Annotated in this window: 16 protein-coding genes; 5 read left to right on the forward strand and 11 right to left on the reverse strand. The window is 70.0% G+C overall.

The features are described from left to right. Positions 1 to 133: PHP domain-containing protein (locus HG543_RS41430; protein ID WP_169350460.1), on the reverse strand; the 133-nt coding region annotated here is incomplete at its 3' end. A gap of 126 nt (positions 134 to 259) precedes the next feature. Here HG543_RS41430 and HG543_RS41435 point away from each other — a divergent pair. From HG543_RS41435 to HG543_RS41445, 3 genes are read left to right on the forward strand one after another with little or no spacing between them, the layout of a single operon-like run. After that, positions 260 to 571, forward strand: coding sequence for a hypothetical protein (locus HG543_RS41435; RefSeq protein ID WP_246357670.1), 312 nt, complete (start codon positions 260 to 262; stop codon positions 569 to 571). Positions 572 to 628: 57 nt separating this feature from the next. Further along, a complete protein-coding gene (locus HG543_RS41440; RefSeq protein ID WP_169350461.1) occupies positions 629 to 1852 on the forward strand; it encodes a deoxyhypusine synthase family protein in 1224 nt (407 codons plus the stop codon). A gap of 37 nt (positions 1853 to 1889) precedes the next feature. Then, positions 1890 to 2324, forward strand: coding sequence for an OsmC family protein (locus HG543_RS41445; RefSeq protein ID WP_169350462.1), 435 nt, complete (start codon positions 1890 to 1892; stop codon positions 2322 to 2324). Positions 2325 to 2395: 71 nt separating this feature from the next. Here HG543_RS41445 and HG543_RS41450 read toward each other — a convergent pair whose 3' ends face one another. Then, positions 2396 to 3343, reverse strand: a complete 948-nt coding sequence (locus tag HG543_RS41450) for a DMT family transporter (RefSeq protein WP_169350463.1) — start codon at positions 3341 to 3343, stop codon at positions 2396 to 2398. A 270-nt stretch (positions 3344 to 3613) separates the two neighbouring features. Between HG543_RS41450 and HG543_RS41455 the strand changes: the two genes are divergently transcribed. Continuing rightward, positions 3614 to 4447: a hypothetical protein gene (locus tag HG543_RS41455; RefSeq protein WP_169350464.1), complete on the forward strand. Its 834-nt coding sequence runs from the start codon at positions 3614 to 3616 to the stop codon at positions 4445 to 4447. 53 nt (positions 4448 to 4500) lie between these two features. Here HG543_RS41455 and HG543_RS41460 read toward each other — a convergent pair whose 3' ends face one another. The 5 genes from HG543_RS41460 to HG543_RS41480 all read right to left on the reverse strand — a co-directional run bounded on the left by HG543_RS41460 (position 4501) and on the right by HG543_RS41480 (position 8910). Then, positions 4501 to 5283 (reverse strand): hypothetical protein, encoded by a 783-nt coding sequence (locus tag HG543_RS41460; protein WP_169350465.1) that lies wholly within the window; start codon positions 5281 to 5283, stop codon positions 4501 to 4503. Between the two features lie 98 nt (positions 5284 to 5381). Next, positions 5382 to 6011, reverse strand: a complete 630-nt coding sequence (locus HG543_RS41465) for a YceI family protein (RefSeq protein WP_169350466.1) — start codon at positions 6009 to 6011, stop codon at positions 5382 to 5384. A gap of 35 nt (positions 6012 to 6046) precedes the next feature. Beyond that, positions 6047 to 7240, reverse strand: coding sequence for a hydroxymethylglutaryl-CoA synthase (locus HG543_RS41470; protein WP_169350467.1), 1194 nt, complete (start codon positions 7238 to 7240; stop codon positions 6047 to 6049). Between the two features lie 138 nt (positions 7241 to 7378). Further along, positions 7379 to 8254, reverse strand: coding sequence for an NAD-dependent epimerase/dehydratase family protein (locus tag HG543_RS41475; RefSeq protein WP_169350468.1), 876 nt, complete (start codon positions 8252 to 8254; stop codon positions 7379 to 7381). Beyond that, the gene (locus tag HG543_RS41480; RefSeq protein ID WP_169350469.1) at positions 8251 to 8910 is read right to left on the reverse strand and encodes a luciferase domain-containing protein; all 660 of its coding nucleotides are present in this window, start codon (positions 8908 to 8910) and stop codon (positions 8251 to 8253) included. Before HG543_RS41480 ends, HG543_RS41475 begins: the two co-directional genes overlap by 4 nt. Positions 8911 to 9031: 121 nt before the next feature. On the opposite strand from HG543_RS41480, the gene HG543_RS41485 reads away from it, so the two are divergent. Continuing rightward, the gene (locus tag HG543_RS41485; protein ID WP_169350470.1) at positions 9032 to 9955 is read left to right on the forward strand and encodes a LysR family transcriptional regulator; all 924 of its coding nucleotides are present in this window, start codon (positions 9032 to 9034) and stop codon (positions 9953 to 9955) included. Between the two features lie 3 nt (positions 9956 to 9958). On the opposite strand, the gene HG543_RS41490 is transcribed toward HG543_RS41485, so the two are convergent. The 4 genes from HG543_RS41490 to asnB are packed head-to-tail and all read right to left on the reverse strand — an operon-like array spanning position 9959 to position 14593. Next, a complete protein-coding gene (locus HG543_RS41490; RefSeq protein WP_169350471.1) occupies positions 9959 to 10423 on the reverse strand; it encodes a PaaI family thioesterase in 465 nt (154 codons plus the stop codon). An 11-nt stretch (positions 10424 to 10434) separates the two neighbouring features. Beyond that, positions 10435 to 11511 carry an acyl-CoA dehydrogenase family protein gene (locus tag HG543_RS41495; RefSeq protein ID WP_169350472.1) on the reverse strand — a complete coding sequence of 359 codons (1077 nt, stop codon included), beginning with the start codon at positions 11509 to 11511 and terminating at the stop codon, positions 10435 to 10437. A gap of 8 nt (positions 11512 to 11519) precedes the next feature. After that, a complete protein-coding gene (locus HG543_RS41500; protein ID WP_169350473.1) occupies positions 11520 to 12644 on the reverse strand; it encodes an FAD-dependent oxidoreductase in 1125 nt (374 codons plus the stop codon). Next, entirely contained in the window at positions 12641 to 14593 is a 1953-nt protein-coding gene (gene asnB / locus HG543_RS41505) for an asparagine synthase (glutamine-hydrolyzing) (RefSeq protein WP_169350474.1), read from the reverse strand. The genes HG543_RS41500 and asnB overlap by 4 nt, the downstream gene beginning before the upstream one ends. Between the last annotated feature and the right edge of the window lie 490 nt (positions 14594 to 15083).

Below are 15083 nucleotides of genomic sequence, written 5' to 3' on the forward strand. Positions count from 1 at the left end.
CCCCAAGCCCCGCCACCGTGTCGTGGTCCGTCACCGCCAGCACCGTCACCCCGGCCGCCGCCGCCCGCGCCAGCAGCTCCGACGGTGGGTACTGCCCGTCGCTGGCGGTGGTGTGCGAGTGAAGGTCGATCACGGCGGGCTCCAGGTTCCGGGTTCACAACGGATGCGTGTCACATACCGATGACGTGTGAACGGTTTCCACCAACTTAAGCGGTTGGGGGTTCGGCCGCATGTCCCGCATGCCTACAGTGGCCGGCCTATGGGCAAGAAGAACGACACGACCATCGAGAACCGGGTGTATCTCTTCGAGTCGCTGGCCAGCGCCTACGTCTCCGCCGCCTCCGAGCAGCTGGGCGCCGACGAGCCGGCCGCCCGCGAGCGCGCGCGCCGCGCCCTGGCGGAGCTGGCCTACGTCTCCTGCGTGGTATCCGACACGGCCCACCTGTCCGCCGAGCAGGTGAGGGACCGGGTGCTGGGCCTGCCGGAGGCCACCGAGGCCCAGGACGAGGACGACGACGCCGCCGGGGACGACGGGGACGACAACGACACCGGCAAGAAGCGGAACAAGTAGGCCTGGGCGTGTAGCAGGCGCTCCCCTTGGCCGGCCGGCGGTGGTATGTGCCGCGCCATGGCCAAGCCCTCCTCGAACCCGAAGAAGTCCCTGCGCGCCGCGTACTCCGGGGCGCGCAAGGCGGATCCGCGTCCCATCACCGGCAAGGAGAAGCCGGCGGAGCTGCTCGCCCACGCCTTCAGCGCCTACGTGGGCCGCCAGGAGCGCACCGCCTTCGAGCTGATGTCGAAGTCAATGGAGCAGGACGCCTCCATCTTCCTCACCCTGTCCGGCGCGATGACGCCCGCGGGCCTGCACCAGAGCTGCCTGATTCCCCTCATCGAGAAGGGCGTCATCTCCGCCCTCACGACGACGGGCGCCAACCTCTACCACGACGCCCACCGCATCATCGGCCACGCCATCCGCGAGGTGAACCCCAACGCGGGCGACCTCCAGTACCGCCTGGCGCGCATCATCCGCATCTATGATTTGGGCTTCTGGGAGGAGGCGCTGCTCGACACCGACCGGCTCTTCTCCGCCATCATCCGCGGCCCCGAGTTCCAGAAGAAGATGACCACCCCCGAGTTCCACTACCTGCTCGGCAAGGCCATCTACCAGATTGAAAAGAAGCTCGGCGTGAAGCAGCCGTCGCTCTTGTCCACCTGCTACAAGCACGCGGTGCCCATCTGGGTGGGCGCGGTGCAGGACGGCTCCATCTTCCTCAACATCGTCAAGCTCAAGCGCCTCCTGGGCCCCGAGTTCAAGTTCGAGCTCGACATCAACGACGACGTCTACTCCATGGCGGCCATGCAGCACTTCTGCCGGCACAACGGCAGCAAGCAGCTGGCCATCTGGATTCTGGGCGGCGGCGTGCCGAAGAACTACACGCTGCAGGGCGAGCCGCTGCTGGACCAGATTCTCAACGTGCCGACGTCGGGCTTCGACATCGACGTGCAGTTCTGCGTGGACCCGGTGGACAACGGCGCGCTGTCGAGCTGCCCGGCCGGTGAGGGCCACACGTGGGGCAAGGTGTCGGTGGAGGCGGTGGAGTCGGGCTCCGTCTACGTGCACTGCGACGTGACGGCGGTGTTCCCCTGGCTGACGCACGCGCTGTTGAGCGACCCGAAGAACAAGCGCAAGCCCATGCGGCTGATGGACCGGATGGCGGACGCGGTGGACTTCCTCGACGCGGACGTGCAGAAGCGCCGCAAGTCGCTGATGAAGACGCTGGACTGGAGCGTGGAGGACGCCGAGCCCTCCACCGAGGGCGACGCCGAGAAGCACGAGGCGTACGTTCGCTGAGCCGTTGAAGAGGAAACCCGCTTCCGAGGACGCCGACATGAGCCAGCAGCAGCCGCCCGCCACGGGCGTGGTGATGACCCTGGTCAGCCAGCCGCAGTTCAAGACGCAGCTCACCCATGGCCCATCCGGCACGGTGTCCGTCACCGAGGCGCCGCGCGACAACGGCGGCACCGGCGGCAGCTTCTCGCCCACGGACCTGGTGGGCGCGGCGCTGCTGTCCTGCGCGGTGACGACGATGCACCTGTTCGCCTCGCGCGAGGGCATCTCCCTGGGCGAGGTGCGCGGCCGGGTGGAGAAGCGGATGACGCCGCCGCCGCGCCGCATCGGCGAGCTGGTGCTGGAGCTGCGGATGCCGGCGGGCCTGTCCGCCGAGCATCGCACCCGGCTGGAGCAGGTGGGCCGGGAGTGCCCGGTGGCCCGCAGCCTCCACCCGGACGTGAAGCTGCCCCTGACGTTCAGCTACCCGGACTGACGGGCGCGCGGGGCGCCGGCCGCCCCCTCGGGCCGGGGGACACACCCCGCGGCCCACGTCCGGGCGCGTTGTCACCTGCCGAGGGCGGGCGGTGGGGACGGCGCCTGCTGGGGAAGGCCCGCCTCGCGGGGCCTCATGTTCACCAGGGCGATGCCGGCCACGATGATGCCCATCGCCACCACCGTGGGCGCCATCAGGCGCTCATGGAAGAACAGCAGCCCGGAGAGGACGCCGGTGGCGGACAGCACGTAGCCGAACTGGCTGAAGTAGACGGGGTCCGCCACCCGCTGGAAGTGGAAGTACACCCGGTAGCCCAGGCTGGTGAACACGCACTGGGCCAGGATGACGCCCCAGGCCGACGCGCTGAGCACCAGCGCGCCCTCGTGCATCACCAGGAGCGGTAGCAGCGCGAGCGCGCCGCCCAGCAACATGCCCCCGGCCAGCACGCCCGACGAGACGCCGGCCGGCATGGAGAGCTTCCGGTACACGTTGCCCATGGCGATGCTGATGGGCGTGCACAGCGCCAGCCCGAGCCACCACATGGAGCCGGTGCCCGCCGAGTAGCGGCCCAGCACCAGCATCGCCGCGCCCACGAGCCCCACCAGGATGCCCGCCAGCCGCAGCGGCCGGTAGCGCTCGATGCCCAGTCCCCAGGCGAAGGCATACGTGAAGAGCGGCGGCAGCGTGTACATGAGCGACGTCAGGCTCGTGCCCAGGTGCTGCATCACCACGAAGGTCACGCTGTTGGGCACGGCGACGCTCAGTACGCCCGCGATGAGGCCGTAGCGCAGCAGGGGCCGCGCCGACGCGGGGGGCGTCGTGCTCCGCCCGCCCATCAGCACCAGCGCCAACCCGCTGCCGAGCGCCGGCCAGAAGGCGAAGGCCAGTGGTGACCAGCCCTCGGCGCGGGCCACGCGAGACATGGGCAGCATGCTCCCGAGCAGGACGCCCGTCGTGATGAGCAGCAGGAGCGGAGCGTCACGGAGCGGGCGCGGCTGGGAGTGGGGCGGTGGATTCAAGACGGACTCCTGTATGTGAATGCAACGATTTGACACGAGACATGGCTCCGCCCCGCGCCGTCGTCAGGCGCTGGCGTTGGATGTGTTTCAGAGCGGCCTGGGGATGTTCAGCCGTCTTGGGTGGTTGATGGCGTGAATTCCATGTCAAACGTATTGAGGGTATTCTGGTTGTCTGTTATTGCGTGCGGAGCTTGCGCGCTTCGCGCCAGGCGCCCGCGGCCGCTCGCTCCAGGCCGCGCATGTCTTCAAGCCTCGGAGCTCCCAGCCCACATGAAAGCGTTCATTTCCGCCGTCGGTGCAGCCGCGCTCTGTCTCACGGCTTCCGCGGGGCGGGCCGCCGAAGTCCCGGCGCCCCGTCCCCGCAACTCCGTGACGTTCGAGACCTATGCCTATTCCGGGACGCTCAATGGACAGACGACGTCCGTGTTCGCCCCCGCGCTGTTCGCCTCCTTCCCGCTGTCCGAGCGCGTCAGCCTCAACGCGGCCTGGCTCTTCGCCTACGCGCCGTCCCGGGGTGGCGCGCCCGCGTCGTTCCAGGCGGGCAACCCCTCCATCGGCCCCAGCGTCGTGCTGCTGGACGACGCCTGGAAGGTGAGGACAGGCGGAGGGCTCGTGCTGCCCTTCACCCTCCTCAGCGACCCGGATGAGCAGGGCTCCGCGCTCTTGCGCCGGGCCGCGACGCTGCGGGGCAACAGCGGCTTCAGCCTCGTGGCCCCGGGCCTCCTCGGCTTCACTCCCTGGGCGGACGCGGCGTTGCGGCAGGGCAGCTTCCGCTTCCTGGTGGACTTCCGAGTCCCCATGTCCGCCCAGCTGTCCGAGAAGCGCGGCCGGCGGGTGGACGCCGTCTTCCAGCTCTCCGGGACTCCGGCGCTGGACGTGCATCCGAACGTCCTCGTGGGCTCCACCTTCCAGGCCATCTACGTGGCCACCGCGGCGGAGGGCTCCGACCCCGTCTTCCTGGCCGTCATCCCCTCCGTGCGGCTTCATGGCCGGGCGGGCTTCATCGAGGCGCGGCTGACGCTCAACCTGGATGAGCCGCTGGGCTTCGCCTTCTCCCAGGACGGCATCTGGGCGCTGGGGATGTCCCTGGGGACCACCTTCTGAGCGGGGAGGGGAGGGGCCTCGCGTTCGAGGCCCCTCCTGCCGCGGCGCCATGCTCAGGCGCATGGGGGCGGCGGCGTGGCGCCAGGCTGGAGGACGGAAGGGGGCGCCATCGCATACGCCGGGCCCTCCCCGACCTGTAATGGGGCCGCCGGGCGGAAGTGGTGCGGCACGCCGGGGAGCACGGACGCCACCGCGTCCCGGAGCACGAGCAGGTCGTCCGAGACGACGCCGACGATGGGCACCGCCAGCGCCCGCGCCACCTCCAGCAGCAGCACGGCGGGCGTCAGGTCTCCGTCCTCTGGCGGGCCGCGGGCGGCCAGCACCTCTCCGGACAGGCAGTCTCGCACCAGCCACGGCGACGGGCCGTCCAGGGCCAGCAGCACCCGGCCCTGCGCGTGGAGGACGCTCTGGAGGCGCGCGTCGTCCGCCAGCCGCAGCGCCAGCAGGGCTTCGTACCGGTCCAGCAGGTTGGAGACGCTGCGCTCGGAGATGGAGACGCCCCGCGCGCGCAGGTGCGCGTGGATGGCGGGGACGCGCAGGCCGGCCTGGTGGCGCAGCGTTCCGATGAGGACGATGACATCCAGGCCGAACTCGTGGTCTGGCAGCACCCATCGGCCCTCCTCCTCGGCGCGGATGGCCTTGAGGTGCAGCGGGCAGCGCGCCTCGTGGCACACGCGCACCTGCACCTTGAGGGCGACGACACCCTCCAGCGTCACCACGTTGCGTCGCGCCCGGTAATCCGCTCGCGTGGGCCTTCCACACGCGGCGCACCTTCGCTGTGCGTTCTCCAGCCCCACCTGCCGGCTCGGCGGCGGTTGGGCGGTGTTCCGTGCCATGACGTGGCCTTCCCCCATGAAGGAACGCCGGCAAGGGCGGAGGGCCGCTTGCCGGCGTTCGAAAAAAGCACTGCTTCGCGAAAACAGACGTTCCCGCGTTACTTCGTGGCGCCCGAGGCCGTCGTGGCCGGCGCGGCCGCCTGCTTCTTGTTGAGCTGGATTTCCAGCGTGACGGAGATCTCCTCGCCCACCGCCACGCCGCCGGTCTCCAGCATCTTGTTCCAGCCGAGGCCGAAGTCCTTGCGGTTGAGCTTCGTGGTGGCGGTGCCGCCGCGCTTGATGTTGCCCCACGGGTCCTTCGACTCCGCGGTGAAGCCCTCCACGTCCAGCACCACCGGCTTCGTCACCCCGTGCATGGTGAGGTTGCCGGACACCTTCAGGCCCGCGCCGGCCTTCTCCACCTTCATCGACTTGAAGGTGATGGTGGGGTACTTCGCGGTGTCGAAGAAGTCCGGGGCGCGCAGGTGCTCGTCGCGCTTGGTGTCCTGGGTGTTGATGGTGGCCGCGTCGATGGTCGCCTCCACCGTCGACTTCGTGATGTCCTTGTCGTCGAGGTGGGCCTTGCCGGTCACCTTGGAGAAGGTGCCGCGCACGTTGGACACCATCATGTGCTTCACGGAGAACAGCGCGCTCGAGTTGGTCGAATCAATCTCATACTCCGCACCGAGCGCCAGCGAGGGGACGGCGACGAGGAGGGAAGCGACCGCGGAACGCAGGAATGCCTTCATGGTGTTGTCGTGCTCCAGTGAGGGGAAAAGACGTGTCAGCTCGCGTAGACGCGCTTGTGGTCGCGCGTGCCCTGGTAGCGGAAGTCCGTGCCCGGCGCGTCCCGGACGGGCTTCTCGTCGATGCGCTCGCGCGCGCGCATGACCTCCTCGTACTCGGGGATGGACAGCTTTCGGCGCCGCTCCAGCAGGCCCTCCAGGCCCAGCGACCGCACGCGCGCCTGGGCCTCCGGCCGCACCACGCCGCTGAAGAACTCCGCGCACGAGCCGCTGCCGTACGAGAACAGGCCCACGCGCCGGCCCGTGAGGTCCTCGCGCGAGGTGGACAGGAGGCTGGCCAGCGCCATGTACATGGAGCCCGTGTAGATGTTGCCCACCTGCGAGGGCAGCACGAGGCTGCTGCCCACCAGCCGGTCGAAGCTGGCGTCCGGGTCCGTGTCCCCGTCGAGCGTGCGCAGGTGGCGGTGCGCCTTGCGCGACATCTTCCCGTACGGCACGTGGTAGACGAGCGCGGCGAACCGGTCGCTGTAGAGCCCCTCGCCGGCCGGCTCCTCGCCCGCGGCCTCCTGGTAGGCCCGGTACGCGCCCGCCAGCGCGTCCAGGTAGCACTGCACCGAATAGTGCCCGTCCACCAGCGCGTCCTTGGAGTAGAGCGGACGCCAGAAGTCCATCACGTCCTTGGAGTAGACGCCGGTCTTCCCCTTCTCGAAGACGACGAGCCGGGGCTGGTCGGAGACGAGCATCGCCACCGCGCCCGCGCCCTGCGTGGGCTCACCGGGCGTTCCGATGCCGTAGCGCGCGATGTCCGAGCAGACGATGAGCGCCTTGCGGCCCTTCGCGCTGCCCGCGTGCACCCAGTCCAGCGCCATCTGCAGCGCGGCGGTGCCGCCGTAGCAGGCGTGCTTCGTCTCGAAGACGCGGCAGTTCGTGGGCAGTCCCAGCAGGCCCTGCACGTACGAGGCGACGGGCTTGGAGTGGTCCACCGCCGTCTCGGTGCCGACCACCAGCATGCCCACCTGCTCCGGCGGGCACCCGGCGGACTGCAACGCCATGCGCGCGGCGCGCGCCGCCAGCGTCACCGTGTCCTCGTCCTCCAGGGGCACGCACATCCGCGTCACCCCCAGGCCTTCCACGTACTTGCCCGGCGCCACTCCGCGCGCCACGGCCAGCTCCGACAATTCCACGTACGTCGTGGGCACGGCGATGCCAATGCCTTCCAGTCCTGCCTGCATGTGTTGTCTCCGGGTTGTGGCCGGGGGACGTCTTCAAAGACATCCATCCCGAATCGTGCCGGCGTTTATGTATCAGCCTGACGTGACGCGTTGATGGGCGGTGTGTAGGGATTGCGCAAAGCCCTGGGCGGCGCCGGGCTAGCGCCGGACGTAGGAGCCGGCGCGGAGGTCGTCGAGGATGCCGGGGCCCAGGGGCCTCCAGCCGAGGAGCTGCTCCGCCTTGAGCGAGGTGAACTGCTGGTCCAGGGCCAGCGCGTCGGCGAAGGCCCCGAACTGCTTGCGGGCCTCCGCCAGGGGCCAGGCCGTCGTCCTGCCGCCCTGGCCGACTCCCTCGCTCGCCGCGGCGGCGATGTCCTTCACCTTCACCGAGGGGCCCTGGACCGCGACGAGCACCGTCCCCGACGGGGCCTTGTCGAGCGCGCGCACGTACAGGTTCGCCAGGTCCTCGACGAACACCACCGGCCAGCGGTTCTCTCCGGTGCCCACGAAGCGCGCGGCGCCACTGTCACGCGCGGAGCCCGTGAGCATCGCCGGAATGCCGCCGCCGCGGCCGTAGACGATGCCCGGGCGGAGGATGAGGCCCCGGATGCCGCGCGTGTTCAGCACGCGCTGCTCCACGGCCGGGCGCCACGCGACGAGCTCCGCCGGGCTCAGCACGTGCTCCTCGTTCACGGCCTGGCCCCGCGTGTCGCCGTGCACCCAGACGCCGCTCGTGTAGAGGAAGGTCTTCCCCGTGCCGGCCAGGGACTCCAGCACCGCGGCGATGGCGGGCACGTCTCCCGCCTCGCTGTTCGTCGTCGCCGTCCACACGACGGCGTCCACCTGCCGGGCGAGGACGGCGAGGCTCGCCGGGTCCGCGAGGTCTCCCGCCACCGCCTGGATGCCTCGCGAGGTGAGCTTGCGCTTCGCGTCCTCCGAGCGCGCCGCGCCCCGCACGTCATGGCCGGCCCGGACGAGCGCCTCCGCCACGGCCGAACCGATGTACCCCGTTGCTCCGGTGACCAGAACCTTCATGGTGTCCTCTCGCTTGTCGCGCGGGTTGAAGTCGTTTCGAGCGCCACGCCCACGGCCTGGCCGTCGCGCGCCCAGGTGTAGGAACGCAGCAGCAGCTGCCACACCACCTCGAGCTCCTCCGCGTCCCGGGGCCCGAAGACCATGGGGGTCCCCGAGCGCGGATGCGGCATGCCCCAGCCCTGCTGGAAGACCTGCCGGGCGAGGCCGGGCGGGAACATCATGTGCAGGCTGCCGTCGTGCGTCGGGTGGATGTGGGCGAACTCGGTGCCCACCTGGAAGGCCGCGCGGGGACCTCGGGCCTGCGCCGGGTGGAGCCAGAAGGCGCGCGCCCCGGGCACGGAGATGCCGCTGGGCGCCACTGTGACGTCTGGCAGCGACGCGGCCCGCTGGAAGAGCCGCTCCTGGATGTCCACGGGCGACTGCTGGCTGAGCTGCCGGTGCGCGAGCGGCGTCCCTGGCGGCGCGTCGCTCGTCTCCGGGCGGGGGCCGCGCCGCGCGGGCATCCGGAAGGCGGTGTCCAGCTCCGGCACCGCGGGCGTGAAGGCACGGGCCTTCTGGGGCGCGGGGCGGGCCGGCTCTCGCTCCGCCGGAGCGCACGCCGCCGCCAGCAGCAGCGGTGCCGTCAGCAGCATGTCCACCAGCGTCCTGCTCCGCATGAGCATCCTCCCCGTGACGCCGGCGCCTCGCGGCCGCCTTCGCACGCACTGGCTCATAGGGCTCGGTGCCATGTGGACACAACGCGGGCCATGGAAAAGGATTGTTTCCTGGAGGAAACCAATGGAAGACGTAGCGCCGTACTTCACCTTCACGGAGGTGGTGAGGACCGGGAGCTTCACCACCGCGGCGCGCGCGCTCGGCGTGTCCAAGGCCACGGTGAGCAAGCAGGTGGCGCGCCTGGAGAGGGAGCTGGGCGTGCGGCTGCTGCATCGCACGACGCGCAAGCTGTCCCCGACGACGGAGGGGACGGCGCTGTACGAGCGATGCCGGCGCATGGCCGACGAGCTGGACGCGGCGAAGGCCGAGGTCATGCTGCTGCGGCGCAAGCCGCGGGGCCGGCTGCGCGTGAGCGTGCCAATGACGTTCGGGCTGATGCAGGTCGTCCCGGCCGTGCCGGAGTTCCTCGCGCGCTACCCGGAGATAGAGCTGGACCTGCAGCTGGACGACCGCGTCGTGGACCTCGTCGAGCAGGGCTTCGACGTGACGGTCCGGATTGCCCAGCTGCCGGACTCGTCACTCGTCGCGCGGAAGCTGGCCTCGTGCCGGCGGGTCATCTGCGCGACGCGCGAGTACCTGCGGCGTCACGGCACGCCCGCCAGGCCCGAGGACCTGCGGCAGCACCGGTGCCTGCAGTACACGTATCTGGCGTCGGGAACGACGTGGCGGCTGCGCGACGCCGGGAGCGAGGCCCTGGTGCAGACCGCGGGGCCCTTCCTGGTCAACAGCAGTCTCGCGCTCAAGGCCGCGGTGCTCGCCCACACGGGGCTGGCGCAGTTCCCCCTGTTCGTCGTGGCGGAGGAACTGCGCGCCGGGCAGCTGGTGTCGGTGCTGGATGACCACGCGCTGCCCGACCTGACCATCTGGGCCGTGCATCCTCCCGGGCGCACCGTCACCCCGAAGGTCCGCGCCTGGGTGGACTTCCTGGCCCGCCGCTTCGCGAGCCAGACGGAGTGGAACCTCAGCACCCCGGACACCCCGGGGTGAGGCTCAGTCCTTCTTCGCCGCCCCCGCCTGCCAGTCGAACCGCATGCGGAGCTTGCTCAGCTGGGCGGAGGCAATCTGCACCCGCCGGCCATCCTCCGTCAGCTTCCACGCCTGGCTCTGGGTGAAGAGGAGGTTGCGCCCGCCACGCAGCACCTCCGCCTCGAACACCACCTCGGTGCCCAGGGGCGTGGCCGACATCATCATCGCGTTGAAGTTGCTCGTCAGCGCGTACTCGTCCGGCTTGAGCAGGGGCAGGGTGGCCAGCATGCTGACCACGTCCAGCATGGAGTAGATGACGCCGCCATGCAGGGTGTGGCTGAGGTTGTCCACCGCCTCCGTGACTCTCAGCCGGCAGCGGCAGAAGCCGGGGCGCTGCTCCAGCAGCTCCAGCCCGCAGTAGCGTTGGTACGCGTGCTCCAGCAGCGCCCGGGAGTGGGCCGCCGCGTGTTCACTGATGTCCGTCGTCATGGGTCTTCCCGTCATAGAGCGCGTCCGATGATTTCCAGCATCACTTCCCGGGCCCCTCCGCCGATGCCGAGCAGCCGCGCATCGCGGTAGAGGCGCTCCACGACGGCGGGCTCCACGCAGCCGTGCGCGCCGTGCAGCTGCACCGCGTCGCGCGCGATGCGCTCCAGGGTGTCCACGGCCATGTTCTTCGCGATGGCGGCCTGGGCCGCGGAGAGCTGGCCCCCGGCCTGCCACCGCACGGCCTGCTCCACGTACAGGCGCACCACGCTCAGCTCCGAGTGCCGCTCCGCGAGCCGCTGGCGGATGACCGACTTGTCCAGCAGCGGCTCGCCGCCCACCCGGCGCTCGCGGCAGTGGGCCACTGTTTCCCGCAGCGCGAGGTCCGCGGAGGCCACCGCCATCACCGCGAGGTTCAGCCGCTCCTGTTGCAGGCACTGCTGCAAGAGGCGGCCCGCCTCGCGCCCCGCGGCGAGCAGCCGCGCGGGGGTCCGCTCGAAGTGGAGGTCCGCCAGGGGCAGGCAGCGCCAGCCCAGGCAGCTCCGGTGCGTGGCGCTCACGCCCGGGGCGTCCTCCTCCACGAGGAACAGCGCGAGGGCGCCCTCGTGCACCGCCCCGACGAGGCGCAGGTCCGCGCGCCCGCCGTTGCAGATGAAGGCCTTGTCGCCGGTGAGCCGGTACTCGCTCCCACACACCTCCGCGCGGCATTCGAGCGCGCGCAGGTCCGAGCCGGCCCCGGGCTCGGTGAGGGCCAGGACGATGCCGCGCTCGCCCTTGAGCACCGCGGGGATGACCCGCGCCGCCACCCCCGGGTCACCGGCCTGGACGGCCTTCAGGCTGACGAAGTGCGAGGCCAGCCCCATGGTGAGGCCCTGGGCCCCGCTCAGCGTCAGCTCCTCCACCAGCACGGACAGCGCCACCGGGTCGTCCGGGAGCTGCTCCGGAGAATGCCCGAGCGACAGCAGGCCGGCCGCTCCGGCCCGCCGGTGGAGCGACAGGGGATAGGCCCCCTCCTGCTCCCAGTCATCCAGGTGCGGCCTGACGCAGTCGTTGACGAAGGCGCGCACACGCTCTCGAAAAGGCTCTGTCATGGCCTGGCCTAGAAGACGGTGCTGTGCGCCAGCTGGTGGAAGCGCTCGACGATGGGGACGAGCCGTGTCCGGGAGACCTCGCCCTCCTGCTCGAAGTAGTAGAGCCGGGTCATGTCATCCATGACCTTGATCATCTCGCGCGAGCGCTGCGCCGCCCGGATTTCGTAGCGCCGCAGCGCCGAGCCCAGGTCGGCGTCGCAGTGGCCCACCAGCGCCTGGGCCAGCATGAAGCCGTTCTCCAGCCCGAGCGTCAGGCCGTAGCCCAGCGTCGGCAGCATCGCGTGGATGCTGTCGCCGAGCAGCGCCACCCGGCCCCGGACCCAATGGCCCGCGCCCGTCAGCGACATGATTTTGTGCGTGAGCACCGCGTCGTCGGGCGTGTGCTCGATCATCCTCAGCACGTCCCGAGGCAGGGCGGCGAACAGCGACAGCAGCCCCCGCCTGTCGAGCAGGGGCTGGTTGCGGTGCTGGTACGCGGCGAACCAGTAGCGCAGCGAGCGCGCCTCGTTGAGCGGGTAGGTGACCACCCGCGAGTAGCTGGAGGTGAATATCTGGCACCGGTCCGCGTGCAGCAGCGGTGAGCGGAAGGACACCACGCCCCGGCTCGCCACCAGCCCCGTGTCCTGGGGCTCCAGCCCCGGGTTGACGAAGCCGCGGCAGGTGGAGCCCACCCCGTCCGCGCCGACGACCAAGTCGAAGTCGAACGTGTAGCCGTTGCTGAAGGTGACGCGGACCCCGTCGCCCACGTCCTCCAGCCGCTCGCAGCCCATGCCGTAGTGGACGTCGTCCTCCTCCAGGCGGGAGGCCAGGAGCCGGAACAGGTCCGTGCGCAGGAACATCATCGCCGGCGCCGGAAGCCCGAGCCCGTTCGGCCGCACCGGCTGGCTGTGGACGAGCTCCCCGCGCTTGTCATGGGTGTCCAGGTACTCGATGGGCTGGCCCTGGGAGAGGAAGTCCCGCCCGCCGAGCACGAAGCGCAGTATCTGCATGGCCTGGGGCCAGACGTAGATGCCCGTCCCCGAGTCACGAGGTCCCCGTCCCCGCTCGAAGACGGAGCAGTCCAGGCCGAAGCGCTTGAGCATGACGGCGCAGGCCAGCCCGTTGAGGCCCGCGCCGATGATGGCGATTCTCATGCCGCCACTCCCTGCACGGCGGTGGACGGCTCGGCCCCCGTCGCCCGCAGGCCGTAGCGCCGCTGCAGCAGGCAGAGGCTGGTCAGCTCCATCAGCATCGGGTCCAGCAGGCCCTGCTCGTGGGTGGACAGCCGGGGCAGCCGCTCCAGCAGCTCGCGCACCTTCCTCGGCTCGAAGAAGGGCAGGGCCTCCAGCTCCGGGCCGTGCAGCGCGTCCCGCACCAGCTGATACAGCCGGCCGCTCTGCTTCAGCGTCGCCTGGGGCGCGCGGAAGTAGTGCTTCTTGCGCTTGTAGAGGGCGTCCGGCAGGTACGGCCGCATGGCCTCGCGGAACACGTACTTCTCCGTGGAGCCGCGCACCTTCATCCACACCGGCATCCGGCAGGCCAGCTCCACCACGTGGTGGTCCAGCAGCGGCACCCGGCCCTCCACGCTGTTGGCCATCTCCATGCGGTCGCCCAGCGTGGTCAGCACGAAGTTGGGCAGGTAGGACTTGGCCCACAGGTACATGGACTTGTGGACGGGGTCTCTGCCCTCCAGGTTGCGGTGGTCCACGCGGTCATAGAACTGGCGGTAGGGGTCCACGCCCGCGAAGCGTTCGTGGAAGTCCGGCCGGTAGAGCGCCTCCAGCGCCTTGAACCAGCCGGCCTGGTTGTCCAGCCAGGACACGCCGTGGCCGAGCTGCTGGACCATCCAGTGGATGTCCTGGGGCATCTCCGGCTGCACGTAGCCGTTCTCGCTCTCCTGGATGCGCTGGCGCAGCTGGCCCACCAGCGCCGGGTCCTGCCGCTGGGTGTTGTACAGCAGCATGTCCCGGCGGAAGTGCGGGTAGCCGGCGAAGACCTCGTCGGCGCCCTCGCCGGTGAGCACCACCTTCATGCCGGCCGCGCGCACCTGCTGGCTGAGGATGTACTTGGCCACGCCGTGCGCGTTGAAGAACGGCGTCTCGTTGTGCCACAGGGCCTGCTCGAAGTGGTCCGCGAGGTTGTCCTGCGACACGCTCACGGTGTGGAAGCGCGCTTGATTGTGCTCCGCGGCCAGCCGGGCAAAGCGGTTCTCGTCGTACTCGTCCATGTCCGTGAAGGACAGGTTGAAGGCCTCCAGCTTCTGGCCCGACAGCCGGGAGGCCACGCCCAGCACCGCGGACGAGTCGATGCCGCCGCTCAGGTAGACGCCCACCGGCACGTCCGCGCGCAGGCGCAGCCGCACCGACTGCTCCACCGCCGCGCGCACCGCCTCCACCATGCCCTGCTCATCCGCCGGGTCCGGCGCGTCCTGGCGCGCGAACTCCATGTCCCAGTAGCGGCCATGGTGCGGGCCGCCGCTGTCCACCATCACCCAGCACCCCGGCGCCACGCTGCGCACGCCTTTGAACAGGGTGTGGTCCCGCAGGTAGAAGGCCCGGCTCGCGTACGCGTCCTCGTCCCACTCGGCCGGCACGCCCGCCGCCAGCAGCGCCTTGATTTCCGAGGCGAAGTACCACGTGCCCCGGTGCTGCGCGTAGAACAGGGGCTTGATGCCCATGCGGTCCCTCACCGCCATCATCAGCCGGCGCTGACGGTCGAACAGCAGGATGGCGAACTCGCCACGCAGCTGTTTCAGCCCCGCGACACCGGCGCGGCGATACAGGTGCAGCGCGATCTCGCTGTCGGACTCCGTCTTGAAGCGGCAGCCCAGCGCCTCCAGCTCCCGGCGCTGCCGCTCGTGGTCATACAGCTCGCCGTTGACCACCAGCGCGATGTCGCCCTCCTCGGCGACGATGGGCTGCTTGCCGTTGTTCAGGCCCACGATGCTCAGCCGCGCGTGGCCCAGCACCGCCCGGCCCGCCGGGTCGTGCCACAGACTGCGCTCATCCGGGCCACGGTGGTGGATGGTGGTCAGCGCGTTGAGCAGCGCCCGGTCATCGATGGACAGGGAAGCACGATTGTAGACGCCAATGAATCCGCACATGTGGGGTGGTTCCTCGAAGGAAAACAGGGGCGGTCCATGCCAGGTCGTGGATGTGCGAGCGCACTCATCGGGTGATGAGACGCATGGCCCGGTTGTGGTTTCAGTCAGGGCATGGTTGTTGATGAATGTTGAAAGCCTTTATGGCTTTCGTGCTGCTGTCACACCCGGAGAGACGGCAGGTGCGGTGTGATTTCTCCGGCCGCCTCAACCCCCTCTCCGGGAAACGCGGACAACATAACACTTGTACTGCGGGTGTTGTCTGTAAAATAGCCGTGAATCGCCGCATCTTGTCAATTGATAAAACCAGAGTGGCTCGTGTTCGGATTTTCATGATGCGGCTGTATTTGATGCAAATAACACCTGTTACTGGATGGCTGTCTTCAGGTGTTTGTTGCTGACAGCAATTAACGCCTGTCTTTTGGGCGCGGCCCGCGGGCGGGGCGTGGCGGGGGCAGGCAGCCGGGCGAAGGCCGCCCGCCCTCCCCCCAGG

This window comes from Pyxidicoccus fallax (assembly GCF_012933655.1).
GTDB lineage: Bacteria > Myxococcota > Myxococcia > Myxococcales > Myxococcaceae > Myxococcus > Myxococcus fallax.

Bases quoted from the DNA above. Each gene is read 5' to 3' on its own strand.
- HG543_RS41435 (WP_246357670.1), top strand. From the start codon at position 260: ATGGGCAAGAAGAACGACACGACCATCGAGAACCGGGTGTATCTCTTC.
- HG543_RS41440 (WP_169350461.1), top strand. From the start codon at position 629: ATGGCCAAGCCCTCCTCGAACCCGAAGAAGTCCCTGCGCGCCGCGTAC.
- HG543_RS41445 (WP_169350462.1), top strand. From the start codon at position 1,890: ATGAGCCAGCAGCAGCCGCCCGCCACGGGCGTGGTGATGACCCTGGTC.
- HG543_RS41455 (WP_169350464.1), top strand. From the start codon at position 3,614: ATGAAAGCGTTCATTTCCGCCGTCGGTGCAGCCGCGCTCTGTCTCACG.
- HG543_RS41460 (WP_169350465.1), bottom strand. From the start codon at position 5,283: ATGGCACGGAACACCGCCCAACCGCCGCCGAGCCGGCAGGTGGGGCTG.
- HG543_RS41465 (WP_169350466.1), bottom strand. From the start codon at position 6,011: ATGAAGGCATTCCTGCGTTCCGCGGTCGCTTCCCTCCTCGTCGCCGTC.
- HG543_RS41470 (WP_169350467.1), bottom strand. From the start codon at position 7,240: ATGCAGGCAGGACTGGAAGGCATTGGCATCGCCGTGCCCACGACGTAC.
- HG543_RS41475 (WP_169350468.1), bottom strand. From the start codon at position 8,254: ATGAAGGTTCTGGTCACCGGAGCAACGGGGTACATCGGTTCGGCCGTG.
- HG543_RS41480 (WP_169350469.1), bottom strand. From the start codon at position 8,910: ATGCGGAGCAGGACGCTGGTGGACATGCTGCTGACGGCACCGCTGCTG.
- HG543_RS41485 (WP_169350470.1), top strand. From the start codon at position 9,032: ATGGAAGACGTAGCGCCGTACTTCACCTTCACGGAGGTGGTGAGGACC.
- HG543_RS41490 (WP_169350471.1), bottom strand. From the start codon at position 10,423: ATGACGACGGACATCAGTGAACACGCGGCGGCCCACTCCCGGGCGCTG.
- HG543_RS41495 (WP_169350472.1), bottom strand. From the start codon at position 11,511: ATGACAGAGCCTTTTCGAGAGCGTGTGCGCGCCTTCGTCAACGACTGC.
- HG543_RS41500 (WP_169350473.1), bottom strand. From the start codon at position 12,644: ATGAGAATCGCCATCATCGGCGCGGGCCTCAACGGGCTGGCCTGCGCC.
- asnB (WP_169350474.1), bottom strand. From the start codon at position 14,593: ATGTGCGGATTCATTGGCGTCTACAATCGTGCTTCCCTGTCCATCGAT.